Raw genomic sequence first — 21,169 nt, forward strand, 5'->3', positions numbered from 1 at the left:
GGGAACCCATCAGATGGGGAGGGGTCCTCAGTGGGGTGTGCAGATGGGGAGGGGTGGCTAGTGGGGTGGGCGGACGGTGCGGGTGCGGAGGGCTGGGGTGGCGTTCAGGTGGGTTAGGGCGTCTACCAGGAGCTGGCGGGCGGCTTCTAGTCGGTCGTTGCCCAGGGCTTCTCGGAGTTCGGCATCCACCGCTGCCCGATGCTTCCGGGCGGCGGCGATGACCGCTTGGCCTCGGTCGGCGAGTGCGACTTGTTTGGCGCGGGCGTCGGCCGGGTCGGTACGGCGGGTTACGTAGCGGCGGGCCTGGAGATCGGCAACTGTCTTCGAGGCGGCTTGCTGGGTGACACCGAGTGACTCCGCGAGCGTGGTGATTGTCACGGGGCCGGCGACCAGATGCTGGAACACGACGCCGTCGGCGAAGCGGGAGTCCGCGAAGCCGTCGGCCGCCAACCGGCGTTGCAGCTCGTCGGCGAGGGCCCAGCCCGTGAAGAGCGAGGCGAGGGACAGGTCGGCACCGGCCGGATCGAACTCCATGCACCCAAATATACAACCGAGGTTGTGTATTTGGTAATCTACAACCATGGTTGTGCAAAAGGAGTTCATCGAGAGAGCGCACAAGATCGTCTGGTGCACGGTGGCGACCGTGGGACCGGACAACCGGCCGCGGAGCCGGATCCTGCACCCGATCTGGGAGATCGACGCGGACGAAGGGCTGGCCGGCTGGATCGTCACCCGGGCGACACCCGTGAAGGTGCGGCACCTTGCGTACAGCAACTACTTGAGCTGTAGCTACTGGGAACCCGGCCAGGAAGTGGCGATCGCGGACTGCCAGGCGGAGTGGATCGACGATACGGCGACCAGGCAACGGGTCTGGGAGCTGTACGCCGCTGCTCCGGCGCCGCTCGGTTACGACTTCTGGAGTGTGTTCCCCGAAGGACCGGCTGGGGAATCACCCTCGCTGCTGCGGCTGACGCCGTACCGGCTGAGGCTCTTCGATGTCGAGACTCTCACCGGTCGGAGGCGACCGCCCGCGTGGCCCTGACTCTCAGTCACTGGTTACGGACAGTGAGTCAAAAGTACCCGGACACGCCGAAGAGGCGGTGCTGCCGGAAAGCACCGCCCCTTCACAGGTTCAGACGTTACAAACTCAGACTCCGTGACCGCCGTGCGCCTGCGCACGGGCCTCGGGACGGAATCCGTTCCGCGGGCTCAGCGTGTCGTCGCCGTTGCCCAGCGCCTTGAGCTGCTCGGTGAAGTACGTCTTCAGCCGGCTGCGGTACTCGCGCTCGTAGGCGTGCAGGTCGTCGATCGTGCGCTCCAGCTGGCCCTTCTGCTTCTCCAGGGTGCCCAGCATCTGGGCGCGGCGCTCGGCGATCTCGCCGTCCAGCTTCTCGGCGCGGGCGCGGGCCTCACCGGTCATCCGGTCGGCCTTGCCACGTGCCTCGTTCTCCAGGCGCTCGGCCTTGGCGCGGGCCTCGCCGATGATCTTGTCGGCGGTGTCCTTCGCCTCCTGGACCAGGTCGTCGGAGTGCTTGGTGGCCATCTCCAGCAGCCGCACCGCGGAGCTGGAGGCGTCGCCGACGGTGCCGGCTGCCGCAGCAGCCCCCGCGGCCACGACCGCGGGCACCACGACCGGCGGCTTCTCCTCGATGATGGGCTTCTCGACCACCACCGGCGGCTTCGGCTGCTGCACGACGGGCGGCAGTGCGGCGGTCTGGTCGACCGGCCGCTCCTGACCGGCGCCAGCGCGCTGGGCGGCCGCGAGCTTGGCCCGCAGTTCCTCGTTCTCGGCGAGAAGGCGCTCGAGCTCGGCCTCCACCTCGTCGAGGAAGGAGTCGACCTCTGTGACGTCGTAGCCCTCCCGTAGTCGGACGGGCGTGAACTGCTTCGAGCGGACGTCATCCGGCGTCAGCGGCATCTTTCACCTCGTTTGTCTGTGTCTTGGCGGAGTCCCCGTGGCCTTCACCTCGGCGACTCAGTAGATCACGTTATCGCTTCGTTGTGTTCTGACGGAATCCGGGCGGGCGACAACGGTCGACGACTTCGGTTCTCCGAGACTCTACCTACCCCGTCCCAAGCCCCTCATTCACAGGGAATTCAGGGCCGTGTTGTTGATCGACATCGCCACGGAGACGATCACGAACAGCATCAGCATGGACAGGTCGATCCGGATCCCGCCGGCCCCGATCGGCGGCAGGGCCCGCCGCAGCGGGCGCACGAACGGGTCCGTGATCGAGTAGATGGCCTCGAGCAGGATCAGCAGCGGACCCTTCGGGTGCCACTGCGGAGCGAACATGACGATCAACTGGAGTACGAAGCGCGCCACCAGCACGAGGAAGAAGGCGAGCAGGGCGTACCCGATGATTTGGAGGACGAGCACTAGAGCAACCATGTCGTCAATGAGTGTAGAAGACGGCGGAAGTCAGCACAGCCGCGGTCAGCTCTGGTTGTAGAACCCGTCCGCGGCGATCTTCTCCTTCTCCTCCGCGGCGACCGTCACGTTCGGCGGGCAGACCAGGAACACCTTGGTGGTGATCCGCTCGATGGAGCCCCGGCAGCAGAAGATCAGCCCGGCGGCGAAGTCCACCAGCCGCTTGGCGTCCGCGTGGTCCATCTCGGTCAGGTTCATGATGACGGGCGTGCCGTCACGGAAGTGCTCACCGATCACGCGCGCTTCGTTGTAGCTGCGCGGGTGCACGGTGGTGATGCGGGCCAACTCGGTAACCTCCGGGGACGGTGCGACACCACGTCGTTCTGGGAACTTGCTGACCGTGCCGCCCGGCTCCTCGCGCGTTACTTCGCGGGACTCGCGGCTCTCCCGGCCGGCGACCACCGGCTCGGCCTCTGGGGAGTCCCCGTCGACGGCTTCGTCGTCGTACTCGTCGTAGTCGTCGTACTCGTCGTCGTAGCGAGCGTTGTAGCGCTCCCCGTCCTCGACCAAGCCGAGGTACACACCCATCTTGCGCAGTGCGCCGCTCATGGCCCTCCAGCCTCTCGATCCCGGTTCGACGACAACAGTGAGCAGGAAGGAAACCTGCTCGATGTCGACACTAACCGAGTGAAGGACGCGTACCGAGTAAGGCGCGCCCGAGCCGGACGTGTGTTGCTCCGTGCCGGATCGCCGCCTCCAGATCCCCGGTCATCCCCGCCGAGATCCAGGCGGCACCGGCGTGTTCGGAGCGTAGCCGGGCGGCCACTTCCTGCAGACCGGCGAACGCCTTGTCCGGCTCCGATCCGAGCGGCGCGACGGCCATCACCCCACCAAGCTCCAGACCGTCCGCGGCCGCGACCTCAGCAGCCAACTCCGGTACGTCGGCCGGTGCCACCCCGCCGCGGTCCGCACCGGTCGCCGCGTCCTCAGGCCCATACGACGCCAGGCTCACCTGCAGCAGGCACCGGAGCGCCTTCTCCTCAGCCACCGCCGCCTTCGACAGCGCAGTGACAAGAGACACGCGGTCGACCGAGTGGACAACCGAAGCGTGTCGCACGACCGAGCGAGCTTTCTTCGACTGCAGCTGACCAACGAAGTGCCAGGTGAGCTCCGGACACTCGGGAGCCTTCACTTTCAGCTCCTGCTCGCGGTTCTCCCCGACGTCCACGACTCCGAGGGCCGCCAACGCCGCTACGTCGCTGACTGGGAAGGTTTTGGTGATCGCGACGAGGGTGACCTCCTCCCGAGCTCTCCCGGCCGCCACACAGGCCTTCTCGATTCGCTCCTGCACTCGTTGCAGATTGTCGCGGAGCTCTTGCTCTCGGCTCATACGAGCTTCACCAGACCGGCGAGCCGGCCGCTCTGCTTGCCTTCACGGCGGTACGAGTAGAGGTCCGCTGATTCCATCGTGCAACCGCGCGCGTCCTCGATCACGTCGACCCCGAGCTCCTCCAGTTGCGCTTTGACCCCAGCAGCCACATCGAGCGCCGGAGTCCCCCAGCTGGTCTCCGAGTACGACGCCGGCACGCGCTCGCTGATCTCAGCCCGCATCGCGTCCGGCACCTCGTAGCACTTGCCACACGCGTTCGGCCCGAGGACTGCGGTGATCCGGTCGGCGCCGAGCGCCCGCATCGCCTCCACAGTCGCGGGCGCAACACCGACGTACATGCCAGGTCGTCCCGAGTGAGCGGCGCCGATGATGCCGTTCTCACTGTCAGCAAGCAGAACTGGCAGACAGTCAGCAGCCCGTACGGCGAGCACGATGTCCGTGCGCGTGGTGACCAACCCATCCACCCGCGGTACCGGGTCGAGCGGAATCGGATCGCCCGGCCGGATGACGTGCACGTCCCGCCCATGCACCTGGCTCACTCGGATGACGTGCTCCGGAGCGACGCCGAACGCCGCACCCACCCGGCGGAAGTTCTCCCCGATCCGGGTGGGATCCTCCCCCAGCTCCCCCGCTCCGCCGAGGTTCAGCTCGCCGTACGGCGGTTCGCTGATCCCCCCGAAGCGGTCGGTCACAGCAAACCGCGCAGACCCATGAACCGCGTCATAGCTGAACACCATCCAAGGCTACCCAGCCGACCCGCGGTCCCACGTCCCCGCCGCGAGCCACATCCATCACACCCCTGCCACCAGTGGTGGCAGGAGACAAGAAATGGTGGCCGGAGACCTATGGCAACAGGTCTCCGGCCACCAGATGTGGTCTCGAGCCACCAGTGGTGGCGCGGGCGGATTACTTGAGGAAGTCGGGGATGTCGAGATCGTCCTCGGCCGGATCCGGCTTGGGGGCCGGACGGGCGGGAGCGGCCGGACGGGTCTGTGCCGGAGGCGGCGTGGACGTGCTGGGTCCGTTGGTCGGCCAGGTGCCGCCCTGGGTGGCCGGCGCGGGCTGCGTCGGCTGCACGGTGCGGACCGGGTCGCCGGTCTGCGGACGAGCCGAGTGCGTGGTGCCTTGGCCCGGACGGCCGTCGTTCTGCGTCGGGACCGGGACGGTGTCGTCGGTCGGCGACGTCGGGAACGGCGACGCGGCAGGCTGGCTCGCCGGAGCTGACTGCTGAGCCGGAGCCGACTGCTGGGCAGGCTGCTGCTGCTGAGCAGGCGGAGTCTGCGGCTGAGCCGGAGTAGACATCTGCTCCGAGTAAGACGACTGCTGCGGCGGCTGCTGTTGGGCAGGCGGCTGCTGAGCCGGAGCCGACTGCTGGGCAGGCTGCTGCTGGGCAAGCGGCGGAGTGGTGGCCGGGCGGCTGGTCTGCGGGCGAGCCTGGCTGGTGGCCTGCTCGCGGCGCTTCGGCATGCCGCCGTCGAACCCGGCCGCGATCACCGTGACCCGCACCTCGTCACCGAGGGCGTCGTCGATGACCGCACCGAAGATGATGTTCGCGTCGGTGTGCGCGGACTCGGAGACGAGCTGGGCCGCCTCGTTGATCTCGAACAGGCCCAGGTCGGAGCCACCGGCGATCGACAGCAGCACGCCGTGCGCACCCTCGATGCTTGCCTCCAGCAACGGAGATGAGATGGCCGCCTCGGCTGCCGCGACCGCGCGGTCCTCACCGCGCGACGAGCCGATCCCCATCAGCGCGGAGCCGGCGTTCGACATGACCGCCTTGACGTCGGCGAAGTCCACGTTGATCAGACCCGGCGTCGTGATCAGGTCGGTGATACCGGAGACACCCTGCAGCAGCACCTGGTCGGCCTGCTTGAAGGCGTCCAGCACGGACACCGCCCGGTCGGAGATGGTGAGCAGCCGGTCGTTCGGGATCACTATCAGCGTGTCGACCTCTTCGCGGAGCGCGGCGATGCCGTCCTCCGCCTGGGTCGCCCGGCGCTTGCCCTCGAAGGAGAACGGCCGGGTCACCACACCGATGGTCAGCGCGCCGAGCGAGCGCGCGATCCGCGAGACGACCGGTGCGCCGCCGGTTCCGGTGCCACCGCCCTCACCGGCGGTGACGAAGACCATGTCGGCGCCCTTGAGCGCCTCCTCGATCTCCTCGGCGTGATCTTCCGCGGCCTTCTGCCCGATCGCCGGGTTCGCCCCGGCGCCGAGGCCGCGGGTCTCCTCGCGGCCGATGTCGAGCTTGACGTCCGCGTCGCTCATCAACAACGCTTGCGCGTCGGTGTTGATGGCGATGAACTCAACGCCCTTCAGACCGTGCTCGATCATCCGGTTGACGGCGTTCACGCCGCCTCCGCCGATACCGACGACCTTGATGAGTGCCAGGTAGTTCTGCGGTGCCGCCACAGTCCGCGCCTCTCGCCTCGTTCTGTTCCCGTTGTCCAGCGAAAAGACTGAACCTCAACTGAATACTTAGACTTATGTCAACTTTAGATTACGTCGCACCGTACGGGACGCTTGACAGCAAAGTCCACGCGCCTCGCCGTGGTGAGACGCCTCACCGCTTTTCCCCTTTGGTGACAGGAAGATCGGGCGCCGAGACGTCGTACACGACAGCTTTGCGTTTCATCAGCACGGTGAGTACTTCGGCCTTGCGCGCGCTGTCATCGGAGCTCCCCCAGACAACCTTCACGCCACCGCCGAGGTTCAGTGTGATGGAGTCCGGTGACGCGGCCGAGATCGACCCCACCTGACCCCGCAGAACCTCCGGCAGCGCGGCCGAGACCGTCACCACTGAACGAATCGTTTGATCCCGCCTCGGACCGGTCACCTTGGCCTCCGGCAACCCCGCCGGCCGGGTCGTCAAAGTCTTGAACGACGTACCGGTCGCGTCGACCAGCTCCCACCGCGTGCCGTCGGTCACCACGACCACCGGCAACCGCTCGGTGACCACGATCACCACCTTGTTCGGCCACGCCCGGGTCACCTGCGCGTCGGCCACCGCCGGAATGGTCCGCACCCGGGTCGCGATCGCGCCCAGATCGACCTTCGCCAGCGGTGTTCCGACCGGTGCCGCCGCAGTCTGCTCGATCGTTGCCACCGGCACCGTATCGGCGCCGCTCACCCGGACACCTTGGACAGCGAACGCGGAGGAGAAGTAGAACAACCAGACGACCAGAGCGCCGAGCAGAACCACCGCACCGCCGATCGCCCACGGCAACCAGCTGCGCCAGCGCACCAGCCGTTGCCGGCGCGCGAACCGCTGTTGAGCCCGAGCCAGATCAGCGCTCTGGCTCATGCAGCAACCCCACGTTCAGCAAACCCCACGCAATTACTTCAGCACAGCGTCGGCGGAGACCGGCGCAGACTCGCGGAGAGCGGCCCGTTCGGCCAGCAAACCAACGACTTCCGGGCCGATCAAGGTCACGTCACCCGCGCCGAGGGTCACCACGAGGTCGCCCGGTACGGCGAGATCCGCGACCAACTGCGGTACGGCGGACCACGACGGCTCGAACCGCACCTGCTCGGGCTTCAGCGGCACGTGGTTGGCCAGCAAGGCACCGGTGATACCAGGCTCAGGGTCCTCGCGGGCCGCGAACACATCCATCACCACGACCTCGTCGGCCAGCGCCAGCGCCTCGGAGAACTCGGCCGCGAAGATCCGCGTCCGGCTGAACAGATGCGGCTGGAAGCACGCGATCACGCGCCCCTCCCCCGCCACCTGCCGGGCTGCGGTCAGGTCGACCGCCAGCTCGGTCGGGTGATGCGCATACGAGTCGAAGACCCGGACGCCGTCCTCAAGGCCCTTGAACTCGAACCGACGTCCGGTCCCGGTGAACGCCGCCAGCCCCTCGGCCAGGTCGGCCGCGGAGAAACCGAGCCCGAGCCCGACCGTCAGCGCCGCCGACGCGTTCAGCACGTTGTGCTTGCCCGCCTGCTGCAGCTGCACCATCGGCAGCCTCCGCCCGCGGTAGATCGGTACGAACGTCTGCGTGGCGCCGCTCGCGGTGAGCTCGGTCACCTGCAGGTCGACCTCGTCGGACTCGCCGTACGTCCGGACGTCGATCCCACGCTCCCGCGCGTACGCCGTCAGCTTCCGCGCGCCGGCGTCGTCGTGGCAGATGACCATGAATCCGCCCGGCAGCACGCGCGCCGTGAAGTCCTCGAACGCCTGCCGGTAGTTCTCCTCGGTCCCGTAGTTGTCCAGGTGATCAGGCTCGACCGACGTGACGATCGACACCTCGGGCGCGTAGGTCAGGAACGACTTGTCCGACTCGTCGGCCTCGGCGACGAACAGGTCACCCGTGCCGTCGTGGGCGTTGGAACCGGACTCGTTCAGGTTGCCGCCGATCGCGTACGACGGATCCACGGCGCAGTGCTGCAACGCCACGGTCAGCATCGAGGTGGTGGTCGTCTTGCCGTGCGTCCCCGCGACCGCGATCGTCCGGCGACCGACCATCACCGCGGCCAGCGCAGCGGCTCGCGGCAGGATCGGAATCCCAGCAGCGCGGGCAGCAACAACCTCGGGGTTGGTCTCGCGGATCGCGGTCGACACGACCACGGTGTCCACGTCTGCGACATGCGACGCGTCATGGCCGACCCAGCAGGTGGCGCCGAGCGCGCGCAGGGCGGCCAGCACCTTGCCGTCCTTGGCGTCCGAGCCGGACACCTCGATTCCTCGCGACGCCATGATCCGGGCGATCCCGGACATCCCGGCGCCGCCGATTCCGACGAAATGCACCCGGCCGAGCTTCTCAGCCGGCAACAGGGTGTCAGGAGCGGTGACGATCACGAAGCAGACCTCACCACATCGAGGATGATCCGCGCCAATCGGTCGTCGGCGTCCGTCCGGATAACGCCTGTCGCTGCTGTGGACATGGCTGTCAGACGCGCGGAGTCGTGCAGAAGTTGCGGCACGGTCGCCCGCACCCACTCCGGAGTCACCTCGGAGTTGTCGACGAGCAGGCCGCCGCCCGCATCCACGACAGGCTTGGCGTTCTGTCGCTGCTCACCGTTACCGTGCGGCAACGGAACGTAGATCGCGGGCAGCCCGACACCGGACACCTCGGTGACCGTGTTCGCCCCCGAGCGGCACACGACCAGGTCGGCCGCGGCGTAGGCCAGGTCCATCCGGTCGACGTACGAAAGCACCCGGTACGGCGCTGGGCCCGTCTGGGCGACCTCGAGCGAGTTCTTCGGGCCGATCACGTGCAGCACCTGGATCCCGGCCGCCTGCAGGTCCGCGGCGGCACCGGCGAAGGCGTTGTTCAGCTGCTGCGCGCCCTGCGAACCACCGGTCACGAGCAAGGTCGGCAGCTGCGGGTTCAGGCCGAAGAAGGCCTGGGCCTCCGCGCGAACCGCGGCCCGGTCGAGAGTCGAGATCGCGCGCCGGATCGGGAGGCCGACGTACTGGGCGTGTGGCAGCTCTGAGCCGGGGAAGGACGTGATGACGTGCTGCGTGCAGTACTTGGCCGCGAACTTGTTCGCGATGCCCGGTACGGCGTTGCCCTCGTGCACGACGATCGGCGTCTTACGGCGCCACGCGGCGACGTAGGCCGGGGTGGACACGTAACCGCCGAAGCCGACCAGAACGTCGGCCTTGGCCTCGTCCAGGGCCTTTCGGGCGGCCGAGACCGAGGCCAGCATCTTCCCCGGGACGGCGAGCAGCGCGGGCGTGGGCTTGCGGGGCAGCGGGACCGGCGGGATCAGCTCGAGCCGGTAACCGGCCTCGGGGACCACCCAGGTCTCGATCCCGCGCTCGGTGCCGAGGGCGAGGATCTCGATGGTCGGGTCGATCCGGCGCAGTGCGTCGGCGGTGGCGATCAGCGGGGAGGTATGGCCGGCGGTACCGCCACCGGCCAGGACGATGCTGGGCACAGCGTTCAAATCTCCTGCACGTTTCTGGTCAGGACGAACGCGACGGCAGCCACCGGAACCGGGACCGTCTCGTCTCCTTGAGAGCGGCCTGCGCACCGGGTTCGACCTTCGCGAAGGACAGCAGCATGCCGATCGCGATCAGCGTCGGCAGCAGTGCGGAACCACCGTACGACAAAAGCGGGAGCGGAATTCCCACGATCGGTAGCAGTCCGATCACGGCGCCCAGGTTGACCAGCGTCTGGGCCATGATCCAGACCGTGATCCCGGCGGCCGCATAGCGGACGAAGGGCTCGGTGTTCCGGGTCGCGATCCGGCAGCCGGCGTAGGCCAGCGTGAGGAACAGGGCGAGCACGGTGAGTGACCCGAACAGGCCGAGCTCCTCACCGATCACCGAGAAGATGAAGTCGGTGTGCGCCTCCGGCAGGTTGCCCCACTTCTGCCGGCTGTTCCCGATCCCGACGCCCCACCAGCCGCCGGTCGAGAGCGCGTAGAACGAGTGGTAGGCCTGCCAGCCGATCGCGGTCGGGTCGGCCATCGGGTTCATGAACGAGGTGACCCGGTCCAGCCGGTGGCTGGCGGTGGTGACGAAGTACGTCGCGATCAGGCCGACCGCCGTGATCGTCGCGACGAACAGGCGGGTCGGCGCGCCGACCACCCAGATCATCCCGATCATGATCGCCATCAGGACGAGCGACGTCCCGAGGTCGTGCTGGCCGACCACCAGCGCGATCACCAGACCGCAGACCGGGATCATCGGCACCAGCAGGTGCTTCCACTGGGTGAGCAGTTTCTGCTTGCGGGCATAGAGATCCGCGCACCACATCACCAGCGCGAGCTTGGCGAACTCGCTCGGCTGGATCTGCAGCGGACCGCCCAGGGTCAGCCAGTTGTTGTTGCCCTTGACGCCCTTGCCCAGCCCCGGAACATACGTGAGCACCAGCAGGAAGACCGCGCCGAGCAGCGCGAGATACGCCAGCATCCGGAAGTGCCGCGGCGTCATCCGGGAGGCGACGTACGCCATCGGCAGACCGACACCGACCCAGATCAGCTGGCGGACGAAGATCGTGTAGCTGTTCCCGTTGGCGCGCAGTGACAGCACGCTGGAGGCCGACAGCACCATCAGCAGCCCGAGCACCAGCAACAGGCCGGTCGCCCCGAGCAGGATGTGGTACGACGTCAGCGGCCGGTCCAGCACCTCGCGGATCGCAGCGATCCAGGGGCGCTCTGGAGATCGGGTCTTGCTGTCATCCGGCGGATCCGCGATCGACGTCACGCGATCACCTCCGGATCAGTCCGCGAGGCCGCGTACGGCTTCGGCGAAGGCGTCCCCACGGGCTCCGTAGTTGGCGAACATGTCCCAGGATGCGCAGCCCGGCGCGAGCAGCACGGTGTCTCCCACCTGTGCGAGCTTCGCCGTCTCCCCCACCACGATCTCCATGGCTCCAGTGTCCGTTGACTCGACGACGATCCTCGGCACATCGGGAGCGTGTCGCTCAAGTGCTTCCGCGATGACGGCCTTATCTTGGCCCAGCAGGACTACGGCCCGGAGCCGGTCCTTGGCCGCGATCACCAGGTCGTCGAACGTCGCACCCTTGGCCTGGCCGCCGGCGATCCACACCACGTGCTCGTAGGCGAGCAGCGATGCCTGTGCCGCGTGCGGGTTGGTCGCCTTGGAGTCGTCGACATAGTTGACCCCGGCAACCTCTGCGACGTGCGCGATCCGGTGCTTGTCCGGCCGGAACCCCCGCAGACCATCCCGTACGGCGGCCGCCGGGACGCCGAATGCCCGGGCCAGCGCGGCCGCGGCCAGCGCGTTCGCCACGTTGTGCGGCGCGGGCGGGTTGACGTCGTCGATCTTGGCCAGCTCCAGCGCGGAGGTCTGCCGCTGCTCGACGAACGCCCGGTCGACGAGCAGGTCCTCCACCAGGCCGACCATCGACAGTCCCGGCGTACCGAGCGTGAACCCGACCGCGCGGCAGCCCTCGATCACGTCGGCCTCTTCGACCAGGTGCTCGGTCACCTTGTCGGCGACGTTGTACACGCAGGCGACCTGGCAGTTCGTGAAGATCCGGCCCTTGTCCGCCGCGTAGGCGTCCATCGAGCCGTGCCAGTCGATGTGGTCCGGCGCCAGGTTCAGTACGGCGGCCGAGTGGGCGGACATCGAGTGCGTGAAGTGCAGTTGGTAGCTGGACAGCTCGACCGCGATCACGTCGTACGGTTCGGGGTCCATGACGGCTTCCAGCAGCGGCAGGCCGACGTTGCCCGCGGCAACGGCTCGGTGCCCGGCCGCGGTCAGGATCGCGGTCAGCATCTGCACGGTCGTGGTCTTGCCGTTGGTGCCGGTGACGCACAACCAGGGCGCGGCGTTGGCGGGATCGCGCAGGCGCCAGGCCAGCTCGATCTCACTCCAGATCGGGATCTCCCGCTCGGCCGCCTGCGCCAGCAACGGTGCGGTCGGCGGTACGCCGGGGGACGTCACCACGATGTCGACCTCCGGCGGGAGCGTCGCCGTACTGCCCGGGCCGAGCGTGATGGTCGCGCCGAGCACCTCGAGGATCTGGCCCTTGTCGCGCAGATCCTCGTTGTCGCGGTCGTCGACGACGATCACGTGCTCGGCACCGGCCTGCAACAACGAGTCGGCGCACGCGTAGCCCGCCGTACCGAAGCCCAGGACGACGAACCGGGTGGTCGCCCAGCCGTCGTCGGTGCGATGGGTGAGGGTCATCCGGCCACCCACTCCGCGTAGAACAGACCGAGACCGACGACCGTGCACAAACCCTGGATGATCCAGAACCGGATCACCACGTTGATCTGCTCCCAGCCGAGCATCTCGAAGTGGTGGTGCAGCGGAGTCATCAGGAAGAGCCGTCGACCGGTACCGGTCGTGGCCTTGGTGAACTTGAAGATGCTGACCTGCAGGATGACCGAGGCGGTGATCATCACGAACAGCCCGCCGAGCAGCAGCACGAGCAGCTCGGTCCGGGTCATCACCGCGAGGCCGGCCATCGCACCGCCCAGTGACAGGGAGCCGGTGTCGCCCATGAAGATCTTGGCCGGCGACGCGTTCCACCACAGGAAGCCGAACAGCGCGCCCGTCAACGCGGCGGCCACCACCGCCAGGTCGTGGGGATCTCGCACCTCGTAACACTTCGAGCCCGGAGCGGTCGCGCAGCTCTGGTTGAACTGCCAGATGCAGATCAGCGTGTACGCGCCGAACACCATCATCGACGCACCGGCCGACAGCCCGTCCAGACCGTCGGCCAGGTTGACGGCGTTCGACATGCCGTTGATCAGCAGCAGCAGCCAGACCACGACCAGGATCGGCAGCAGGTGCAGCCAGCTGATGTCGCGGATGAACGAGATGAACGGCGACGCCGGCCGCTGTCCCCGCGCGTCCGGGAACTGCAGCGCGAGCACCGCGAACGTCACCGCGACGATCGTCTGCCCGGCCAGCTTCGCCTTGCTCCGCAACCCCAGGCTGCGCTGCCGGAAGATCTTGATGAAGTCGTCCACGAACCCGACCGCGCCGCACCCCGCGAGCAGGAACAGCACCAGCAGCGCCGACGCGGTCGGCTCGGTCATCGTGAACAGCTTCGCCGCGAAGTATCCGATGACGGTCGCGATGATGAAGACCAGGCCGCCCATCGTCGGCGTACCGCGCTTGGTCGCGTGCGACGTCGGACCGTCGGTCCGGATCTCCTGGCCGTACCCGCGTTTGGCCAGGAGTGCGATCGCCCACCGGGTACCGATCAGCGTCAGCACCATCGAGACGGCGCCGGCGAACAGGATCGAGATCACAGACCGTCCTCCTCAATCAGCGCGGTCGCCAGTTTGTCCAGCCCGACGTACCGGGATGCTTTCACCAGCACCACATCACCCTGCTGCAGTTCCTTGCCCAGCAGCTCGAGCGCTTCGTCCATGGTGTCGACGTAGGCCGACTCGTTGCCCCACGATCCTTCCAGGGACGCACCGAGGTGGATCGGGCGGGCCTCTGCGCCGACGACAACCAGCCGCTGCACGTCCAGCCGGACGACCAGGCGGCCGATCCCGTCGTGCTCCTCGGTGTGGCTGTCCCCCAGCTCGCCCATCGGGCCGAGCACCGCCCAGGTCCGGGCGCCACGGGCGCGGCCGATCGCGACCAGCGCCTTGAGGGCGGCCCGCACCGACTCGGGGTTGGCGTTGTACGCGTCGTTGATGATCGTCACGCCGTCCGCGCGCTCGGTCACTTCCATGCGCCACTTCGAAGCAGCCGTCGCAGCAGCGAGACCCTCGGCGATCTGCGCCGGCGTCAGACCAACAGCCTGTACGGCGGCCGCCGCCGCGAGCGCGTTCGCGACCTGGTGCTCGCCGACAACCTGCAGCTGTACGGCGTGCTCCTCGCCACCGATGTGCAGTGTGAACGAGGGGCGGCCGAGCGGATCGAGCTCCACTCCGGTCGCGCGCACGTCCGCATCGGGGCCCTCGCCCCAGGTGACCACGGTCTCCTTGGTGCGGCTGGCCATCGCGGCCACGCGCGGGTCATCGGCGTTCAGGATGGCGACCCCGCCCGGCTGGACGGCTTCGATCAGCTCACCCTTGGCGACGGCGATCGCGTCCTGGCCGCCGAACTCACCGATGTGCGAGTGACCGACGTTCAGTACGAGCCCGACCCTGGGCGGCGTGATCCGGCACAGGTAGGTGATGTCGCCGGCGTGCCGGGCGCCCATCTCCGCGACCAGGAAGCGCGTGGAGAGGTCCGCCTTCAGTGCGGTCCGCGGGTGCCCGATCTCGTTGTTCTCCGAACCGACCGCGGCCACCGTCGGGCCGTACGGCGCGAGCAGCTGGGCGATCAGGTCCTTGGTGCTGGTCTTCCCGGAGGAACCGGTCAGGCCGATGATCGTCAGGTCCGGCAGGCGGCTGATGACCAGCGCGGCCAGGTCGCCGAGGGCCTTCTGGGTGTCGCCGACGACGATGCAGGGACAACCGTCGATCGGGCGGGTCGTGAACGAGACGGTGACCCCGGCCGCCGTGACCGCGGCCACGAAGTCGTGGCCGTCGGCGCGCTCACCGGGGAGGGCGACGAACAGTCCGCCGGGGACGGCCTGGCGGGAGTCGGTCACCACGGCGCCGTCGACGACGGCTGCGGGGTCCACCCCCGCCAGTTCGCCGTGGACCGCTGTGGCGATCTCGTCGCACCTGACGCCTATCACTGCTCTGCCTCCAACAACTCACGCACGGTTTCGCGGTCGTCGAACGGGTGGATCACACCGCCGACGTCCTGGCCTGTCTCATGGCCCTTGCCCAGTACGACGACTGTGTCGCCCGGCCCGGCCAGCTCGATCGCGGTGGCGATCGCCTGCCGGCGGTCGCCGATCTCGTGCAGGTCGACGGCCGGGACCGCCTCGCGGGCTCCGGTGATCGCAGCGGCCCGGATGCTGGCCGGGTCCTCGCTGCGCGGGTTGTCGTCGGTGACGATCACGACATCCGCCGTACGGGCTGCTGCCGCACCCATCGCCGGCCGCTTGCCCGGGTCACGGTCACCACCGCAGCCCACCACGGCGAACAGGCGGCCCTTGGTCGCACCACGCGCCGCCTGCAGCGCCAGCGCGACCGCATCCGGCGTGTGCGCGTAGTCGACGATCACGGCGACACCGTCCTGCCGGACGAAGCGCTCCATCCGCCCTGGTACAGCGGCGTCCTTCAGCCCGGCGGCGATCGCCTCAGCGGAGACACCCACCTGCCGCAGCATCACCGTGGCCAGCAGTGCGTTCGCCACGTTGAAGTCCCCCGGCAGGGAGATCTCCACGGTCAGCGTCTCGCCCGGGCCTTGGATGTCGATGACGGTGGTGCCGTGGTCGGACTGGTGCGTGTCAGCGACCGTCCAGTCGGCTGCGCGCGTCGTAGAGACGGTCAGGAGCGGTACGACGGTCTGCGCGGCCAGGCGGCGACCGTACTCGTCGTCGATGTTCACGACGGCCAGATCGCACCGCTCCGGGGTGAACAGCGATGCCTTGGCGGCGAAGTACTCCTCGAACGTCTTGTGGAAGTCCAGGTGGTCCTGCGTGAGGTTGGTGAAGCCGGCGACCGCGTATCGCGCGCCGTCCACCCGCCCCATCGCCAGCGCATGGCTGGAGACCTCCATCGAGCACCACTGCACGGCGTGCTCGCGCATCACCGCGAACAGTGCCTGCAGGTCAGTGGCTTCCGGAGTGGTCCGGACGCTCTTCACGACCTCGTCACCGACGCGGGTCTGGATCGTGCCGATCATCCCGGCCGGACCGAGCTGCCGCAGTACCGAGTCGAGCAGGAAGCTGGTGGTGGTCTTGCCGTTCGTCCCAGTGATCCCCAGGAGCCGCATCTGGCTCGTCGGCTCACCGTAGACGTGCGAGGCGACCGCACCGAGCACGTCACGGGGCTTGTCGATCACGAGGACGGGCAGGCCGGTCGCCCGGGCACGCTCCGCGCCGGTCGGGTCGGTCAGTACGGCGACCGCTCCCGCCTCGGCCGCCTTGGCCACGAACGCCGCGCCATGCGTGTTCGCGCCGGGCAGAGCGGCGTACAGGTCGCCAGGGAACACGGAACGGGAGTCGAGGGTGACTCCGGTGATCTCGACCGGCCGGTCAGGGGCGGCTGCCCCGACCAGGAACGCCAGGTCGGAGAGGGCAACCGGCACCACGTGCCGGGGTCTGATCGCTGCTACGGCACCGCCTGCGGCGGTAGGGGTGGACACGGGCCCAGAGGCTACCGCTCCGGACCCCGGTCCACCTACCTGACGCTCAGTCACAACGGGGATCACCAGGTGATCGGGACGTTCTGCTGCTTCGCCCCCGTCGGCGGGACAGCGTACTTCTGCAGTGCGTAACTCATCACGTCACGGAACACCGGTCCTCCTTGGAAACCGCCACCCCGAGCACCTGTCGGGTCGTGCAGTACGACGTACACAACGAAGCGCGGGTTGTCGGCCGGAGCAAATCCGGCGAAAGAAGTCGCCCACTTCTGGTAGCAACTGCACGCCGAGTCGACCTGTTGCGCCGTACCGGTCTTGCCGGCGACCAGGTAGCCGTCGATCGCCGCCTGCGGCGCGGTGCCCTTCTCGGCGGTCACCGCCTCCATCATGGTGGCGACCTCCTTGGCGGCCTTCTCGCTCACCACGCGGCGCGGCGGTGCCGTCGTGTTCGGGGTCAGGCTGCCGTTGGGCTCGATCCAGTTCCGGACCAGCTTCGGGGGCACGTAGACGCCGCCGTTGGCGACCGCGTTGACCGCAGAGGTCTCCTGGACCGCGTTCACCGACAGGCCCTGACCGAACGCGACGTTCGAGCGGGTGATCTCCGGCCACTCGTCGCCCTGCATCAGCCGGCCCTTGCTCTCACCGGGGAAACCCAGACCGGTGGGCTCGCCGAAGCCGAAGTCGTGCAGGTACTTCACGAACGTCGGGATCCGCATCTGCTGCGCGGCCATGATCGTGCCGACGTTCGACGACTTCGCGATCACGCCGGCGATGGTCAGCTTGAGGTCACCGTGGTCCCAGTGGTCCTTGACCTTGCCGCCCGGCACCTTGATGCTGCCCGGCACCTTGAGCTTGGTGTTCAGGTCGATCAGCCCGGCGTCGGCCAGTGCCGCCATCGTGACGACCTTCTGCACGCTGCCCGGCTCGTAGGTGCGCTCGAGCGCGGGGTTGTTCAGGTCGCTGGACTTGAAGTTCTTGCTGTTCGGGTCGAAGGTCGGGTAGTTGGCCATCGCCAGGATCTCGCCCGACTTGACCTCCTGCACGATCACCGTGCCGCCGCTGGCCTGGTACTGCTTGACGGCCTGCTCGATCCGCTTCTCGGCGAACCACTGCAGGTCGGAGTCCAGGGTCAGCTGCGCGCCGACACCCGGCCGCGGCTCTTCGACCGTGTGATTCGCGTTCGGGATCTTGTTGCCGTTCGCATCGACCTCGTAGATCGCCTGACCGTCCTGACCGGACAGTTTGTCGTTCAGGCCGTACTCCAGCCCGGACTTGCCTTTACCGTCGTCACCGGTGACACCCACCACGGTCGCGGCGATGCTGCCGTTCGGGTGGTTGCGGGTGGGGTCGGCCTCGGTGTAGAGCCCGAGCAGCGCAGGCGCCTTCTGATCCAGCGCCTTGCCCTTGTTCTGCTGGGCGATCGCCTTGTTCCCGGCCTTGACCTCGGCCTGGATCTCGTTCCACGTCTGCGGCGCGACCTTGTCGGCCAGCTTGACGTACCGGCCCTTGCCGGTGAGGCGGGTGAGCAGGTCGGCCGGCGTGATGATCCCGGCGAGCTTCGGCGCCAGGATCGACACCAGCTGCGGCGCGACCGGCTTGGTCTGGCTCGGGTCCGCGGTGATCGCGACGGTGTCCTCGGTGACCGAGAACTCGACGCCGTTCCGGTCCGTGATCGAGCCGCGCGCCGCGTGCAGGACGAAGGTCTTGTTGTTCTCCTTGCTCGCGGCCAGCGCGTAGCTGTCCGGGTCCACGCCCTGCAGCAGGACGAGGCGGCCGGCGAACAGCGACAGCACGAACGCCATCACGCCGAAGGTCAGCCGCAGCCGCAGCGTCGACCGTCCCAGCTTCAGCGTCCGCGGTGGCTTCTTGACCCTTGGCTTCTTCGGCCGCGGCTGCGGACGATTCTGCGGCGGCCGCTTGCGTGCAGTGCTCTTCTTGGCCGGGCTCTTCTTGGCCGGCGCCTTCTTGGCGGCACCCTTCTTGGCTGCCACCTTCCGCGGACCACTGCTGGCGGCGGGTCGACGCGTCGGCGCTCCCTCCGGGCGAGGACGGGCGGCCTTGGGCGCGGCCCGCTTGCGGGGCGCATCGCCGGTCGGCCGTGGGCGGCGTGGGGCGGCAGCTGCCTGCTCGCGCGCCTCCTGCTCACGCGCCTCCTGCTCACGGGCCTGGCGGAGGAGGCGTTCGCGGGTGGACTCGGGACGCTGCGGCGTGGCGCGCGTGCGGTCCGTAGCGGGTGACGGACGAGACGGGGTGGAACGCGGCGGTGTGCCGCGGCCGGATCCGCCCTTGCGTGGCGGCTCGTTACCCCGTCGGTCCGTCATCCGATCATCCCCCGGTGGTCGTGTTTGCGGGCGGCTTCGTCGTACCGGGCTTGTTCGTGCCCGGCGTGACCGGCTTGTTGGTCTGCGCGTTCGCCGGTGGCTTGGTCGCCGTACCGGCTGGTGGCTTCGTCGCCGTACCGGCGGGCGGCTTGGTCGTCGTACTGGCCGGTGGCTTGGTCGTGGTCGCGGCCGGAGGCTTGGTCGTGGCCGCAGGCTTCGGCTGCGCGCCGTCCGGCGTACCGGGCCCGAACATCGCCTTGCCCGTCCCTGCCTTGCCTTCCTTCGGTACGCCGAGCACCTGCCCGTCGGACAGCCGCAGGAACACCGGGTTCGGGTTCGGCACCATGCCCATCTTCAGCGCGCGGTCCGCCAGGTTCTGCGGCGACTCCAGCGTGCGGACCTGCTTCTCCAGCTGCTCCTGCTGGTCGCGCAGCTGACCCGCCTGGTCGTTCAGCTTGGTGATCCCGAAGGTCCCGCGCTGCAGCTCGGTGTTGAGCAGCAGCAGGCCGATCAGGCCGGCCGCGAGCAGCGACACGACGAAGATCACGAACGGCATCCGCGGCGGCCGGAACGGCGCGCCGTACACGACGCGGAGCTTCGGCTCCGAGCGCTTCGCCGGCGCCGCGGCCGGCTGGACCCGCGCCTTCTGCGGGCTGAACACAGTGCTCATCAGGCCACCATTCCCTTCACCCGGACGCGTTCGGCCGCCCGCACGCGAACAGAGGTCGCCCGCGGGTTCGCCGCGAGCTCCTCCTCGGTCGGCCGCTCGGCGCCCCGAGTCAGGATCTTCAGATACGGCTCGTGGCCCGCCGGAATCACCGGCAGGTCGTCCGGTACGTCGGTCTTGGTGCCGGCCGCCAGTGTCTGCTTGGCGATCCGGTCCTCGAGCGACTGGTAGCTCATCACGACGATCCGCCCGTGCAGAGCCAGTGACCGCAACGCATTCGGCAACGCCCGACGCAGTACCTCGAGCTCACCGTTCACCTCGATCCGCAGCGCCTGGAAGGTGCGCTTGGCCGGGTGACCGCCGGTACGGCGGGCCGCCTGCGGGATCGAGTCGCGCACCAGCTCGGACAGTCGTGCACTGTTGGTGAACGGCTCCACCTCGCGCTCACGAACGATCCGGTCCGCGATCCGGCGAGAGAACTTCTCCTCGCCGTACTGGAAGAGGATGCGCGCCAGCTCGGCCGAGCTGTACGTGTTGAGGATGTCGGCCGCGGTGGTCGGGCCGGTCGAGTCCATCCGCATGTCCAGCGGCGCGTCCTGCGCATAGGCGAAGCCACGGTCGGCCTCGTCCAGCTGCATCGAGGAGACACCCAGGTCGAACAGGATGCCGTTGATCGCCGGTACGCCGAGGTCCTCGAGCACCTGCGGCAGTTCGTCGTACACGGCGTGCACGAACGTGGTCCGGTCCGCGTACGGCGCCAGCCGCTCACCGGCCAGCCGCAGCGCAGCGGGATCCCGGTCGAGGCCGATCAGCCGGATGCCGGGGAACTGCTGCAGGAACGCCTCGGAGTGACCACCGAGGCCGAGCGTCGCGTCAACGAGAACAGCGCCGGGCTGCGCGAGTGCGGGAGCCAGCAGCGCGACCACGCGCTCCAGCATCACCGGCACATGCCGCTCCGACGCATCCATGTCTCGACCCTTCTCGTCGCTGCGGGAGCGACCCTGCCCCCGCAGGTCCCTGATGTACTTGGTGCTGTGGTGAGTTGACGACCGCCGGATATGACTCCGTCCGGTCAGATCGCGGGTACGACGTCCGGGGAAGTACTTCGTCGTTTGCCGCCGGGGAAGTGGCGTCAACACTCGAAGTCGGAGGTCGGACCCGTGATCTCACCGGACGGCCGGTGTGCTCGCGCGCCGCAAACTCATTCTTTTGTTCAGCAGCTCTGTTGCCTTAGAAGATGCCGGGAAGTACCTCTTCGGAGAGATCGGCGAACGCCTGCTCCTGCTCCTGGGAGTACCTGTTCCAGTTCTCCGTGTTCCAGATCTCCACCCGGTTCATCGCCCCGATGACGACACAGTCGCGATCCAGTCCCGCGTAATCGCGCAGCATCGGCGGGATGGTGACCCGGCCCTGCTTGTCCGGCACCTCGTTGGAGGCTCCGGCGAACAACATCCGTAGGTAGTCCCGCGCACCCTTGTTGGTGATCGGCGCCTGCTTCAACTGCTCGGTCAGCTGGACGAACTCACCTTCGGGCCACACAGCCAGCGACCGCTCCTGACCACGGGTGATCACCAGGCCTTCAGCCAGTTCGTCCCGGAACTTCGCCGGCAGGAACAGCCGTCCTTTGTCGTCGAGCTTGGGGAAGTGAGTTCCGAGGAACACGCTCCACCTCCCCGTTGCGGACTCTCCGTCTCAGGCGAGCTGTTTTCCACCACTTCGGTTCCACTGCGCTCCACCTTACTCCACTTCGCCCCACCGTCAACCAACTTCCGCCCCCCATCCCCCACTCCAAGCGCAAATCGGGTGGGCGTGTCCCGCGTGTCGTTGCGCC

19 protein-coding genes and 1 pseudogene are annotated in these 21,169 nt (G+C 68.3%); 1 reads left to right on the top strand and 19 read right to left on the bottom strand.

Features of this window, described 5'->3' with window-relative positions:
• Window positions 1-57: 57 nt before the first annotated feature.
• A complete protein-coding gene (locus tag ACFVWG_RS06130; protein WP_391542048.1) occupies window positions 58-534 on the bottom strand; it encodes a MarR family winged helix-turn-helix transcriptional regulator in 477 nt (158 codons plus the stop codon).
• 46 nt (window positions 535-580) lie between these two features.
• On the opposite strand from ACFVWG_RS06130, the gene ACFVWG_RS06135 reads away from it, so the two are divergent.
• Window positions 581-1,042, top strand: a complete 462-nt coding sequence (locus ACFVWG_RS06135; RefSeq protein ID WP_391542049.1) for a pyridoxamine 5'-phosphate oxidase family protein — start codon at window positions 581-583, stop codon at window positions 1,040-1,042.
• Window positions 1,043-1,147: 105 nt separating this feature from the next.
• On the opposite strand, the gene ACFVWG_RS06140 is transcribed toward ACFVWG_RS06135, so the two are convergent.
• The 18 genes and pseudogenes from ACFVWG_RS06140 to mraZ form a co-directional block, all read right to left on the bottom strand.
• Window positions 1,148-1,918 (bottom strand): DivIVA domain-containing protein, encoded by a 771-nt coding sequence (locus ACFVWG_RS06140; RefSeq protein WP_391542050.1) that lies wholly within the window; start codon window positions 1,916-1,918, stop codon window positions 1,148-1,150.
• A 168-nt stretch (window positions 1,919-2,086) separates the two neighbouring features.
• A complete protein-coding gene (locus tag ACFVWG_RS06145) occupies window positions 2,087-2,392 on the bottom strand; it encodes a YggT family protein (protein ID WP_391542051.1) in 306 nt (101 codons plus the stop codon).
• 45 nt (window positions 2,393-2,437) lie between these two features.
• On the bottom strand, window positions 2,438-2,980 hold the full coding sequence (locus ACFVWG_RS06150; RefSeq protein WP_391542052.1) for a cell division protein SepF: 543 nt from the start codon (window positions 2,978-2,980) through the stop codon (window positions 2,438-2,440).
• A 70-nt stretch (window positions 2,981-3,050) separates the two neighbouring features.
• A complete protein-coding gene (locus ACFVWG_RS06155) occupies window positions 3,051-3,761 on the bottom strand; it encodes a YggS family pyridoxal phosphate-dependent enzyme (protein WP_391542053.1) in 711 nt (236 codons plus the stop codon).
• Entirely contained in the window at window positions 3,758-4,495 is a 738-nt protein-coding gene (locus ACFVWG_RS06160; RefSeq protein WP_391542054.1) for a polyphenol oxidase family protein, read from the bottom strand. Before ACFVWG_RS06160 ends, ACFVWG_RS06155 begins: the two co-directional genes overlap by 4 nt.
• 736 nt (window positions 4,496-5,231) lie before the next feature.
• A pseudogene (ftsZ, locus tag ACFVWG_RS06165) lies at window positions 5,232-6,173 on the bottom strand (cell division protein FtsZ); the annotation flags it as partial.
• 151 nt (window positions 6,174-6,324) lie between these two features.
• Window positions 6,325-7,065, bottom strand: coding sequence for a cell division protein FtsQ/DivIB (locus ACFVWG_RS06170; RefSeq protein ID WP_391542055.1), 741 nt, complete (start codon window positions 7,063-7,065; stop codon window positions 6,325-6,327).
• A 33-nt stretch (window positions 7,066-7,098) separates the two neighbouring features.
• Window positions 7,099-8,559, bottom strand: a complete 1,461-nt coding sequence (gene murC, locus ACFVWG_RS06175; protein WP_391542056.1) for a UDP-N-acetylmuramate--L-alanine ligase — start codon at window positions 8,557-8,559, stop codon at window positions 7,099-7,101.
• Entirely contained in the window at window positions 8,556-9,644 is a 1,089-nt protein-coding gene (murG, locus tag ACFVWG_RS06180; protein ID WP_391542057.1) for an undecaprenyldiphospho-muramoylpentapeptide beta-N-acetylglucosaminyltransferase, read from the bottom strand. Before murG ends, murC begins: the two co-directional genes overlap by 4 nt.
• Window positions 9,645-9,672: 28 nt before the next feature.
• Entirely contained in the window at window positions 9,673-10,917 is a 1,245-nt protein-coding gene (ftsW, locus tag ACFVWG_RS06185; RefSeq protein WP_391542058.1) for a putative lipid II flippase FtsW, read from the bottom strand.
• Between the two features lie 15 nt (window positions 10,918-10,932).
• On the bottom strand, window positions 10,933-12,369 hold the full coding sequence (murD, locus tag ACFVWG_RS06190; protein ID WP_391542059.1) for a UDP-N-acetylmuramoyl-L-alanine--D-glutamate ligase: 1,437 nt from the start codon (window positions 12,367-12,369) through the stop codon (window positions 10,933-10,935).
• Complete coding sequence (gene mraY, locus ACFVWG_RS06195) at window positions 12,366-13,442, bottom strand: phospho-N-acetylmuramoyl-pentapeptide-transferase (RefSeq protein ID WP_391542060.1); 1,077 nt, start codon at window positions 13,440-13,442, stop codon at window positions 12,366-12,368. Before mraY ends, murD begins: the two co-directional genes overlap by 4 nt.
• On the bottom strand, window positions 13,439-14,833 hold the full coding sequence (gene murF / locus ACFVWG_RS06200) for a UDP-N-acetylmuramoyl-tripeptide--D-alanyl-D-alanine ligase (protein ID WP_391542061.1): 1,395 nt from the start codon (window positions 14,831-14,833) through the stop codon (window positions 13,439-13,441). Before murF ends, mraY begins: the two co-directional genes overlap by 4 nt.
• A complete protein-coding gene (locus ACFVWG_RS06205) occupies window positions 14,830-16,353 on the bottom strand; it encodes a UDP-N-acetylmuramoyl-L-alanyl-D-glutamate--2,6-diaminopimelate ligase (protein ID WP_391542062.1) in 1,524 nt (507 codons plus the stop codon). Before ACFVWG_RS06205 ends, murF begins: the two co-directional genes overlap by 4 nt.
• Window positions 16,354-16,415: 62 nt before the next feature.
• The gene (locus ACFVWG_RS06210) at window positions 16,416-18,671 is read right to left on the bottom strand and encodes a penicillin-binding transpeptidase domain-containing protein (RefSeq protein ID WP_391542063.1); all 2,256 of its coding nucleotides are present in this window, start codon (window positions 18,669-18,671) and stop codon (window positions 16,416-16,418) included.
• Between the two features lie 4 nt (window positions 18,672-18,675).
• Complete coding sequence (locus ACFVWG_RS06215) at window positions 18,676-19,341, bottom strand: hypothetical protein (protein WP_391542064.1); 666 nt, start codon at window positions 19,339-19,341, stop codon at window positions 18,676-18,678.
• Window positions 19,341-20,306: a 16S rRNA (cytosine(1402)-N(4))-methyltransferase RsmH gene (rsmH, locus tag ACFVWG_RS06220; RefSeq protein WP_391542065.1), complete on the bottom strand. Its 966-nt coding sequence runs from the start codon at window positions 20,304-20,306 to the stop codon at window positions 19,341-19,343. Before rsmH ends, ACFVWG_RS06215 begins: the two co-directional genes overlap by 1 nt.
• A 262-nt stretch (window positions 20,307-20,568) precedes the next feature.
• A complete protein-coding gene (gene mraZ / locus ACFVWG_RS06225) occupies window positions 20,569-21,000 on the bottom strand; it encodes a division/cell wall cluster transcriptional repressor MraZ (RefSeq protein ID WP_391542066.1) in 432 nt (143 codons plus the stop codon).
• Between the last annotated feature and the right edge of the window lie 169 nt (window positions 21,001-21,169).

Origin of the sequence: Kribbella sp. NPDC058245, from assembly GCF_042882005.1 — a bacterium.
In the GTDB taxonomy this organism is placed as follows: Bacteria; Actinomycetota; Actinomycetes; order Propionibacteriales; family Kribbellaceae; genus Kribbella.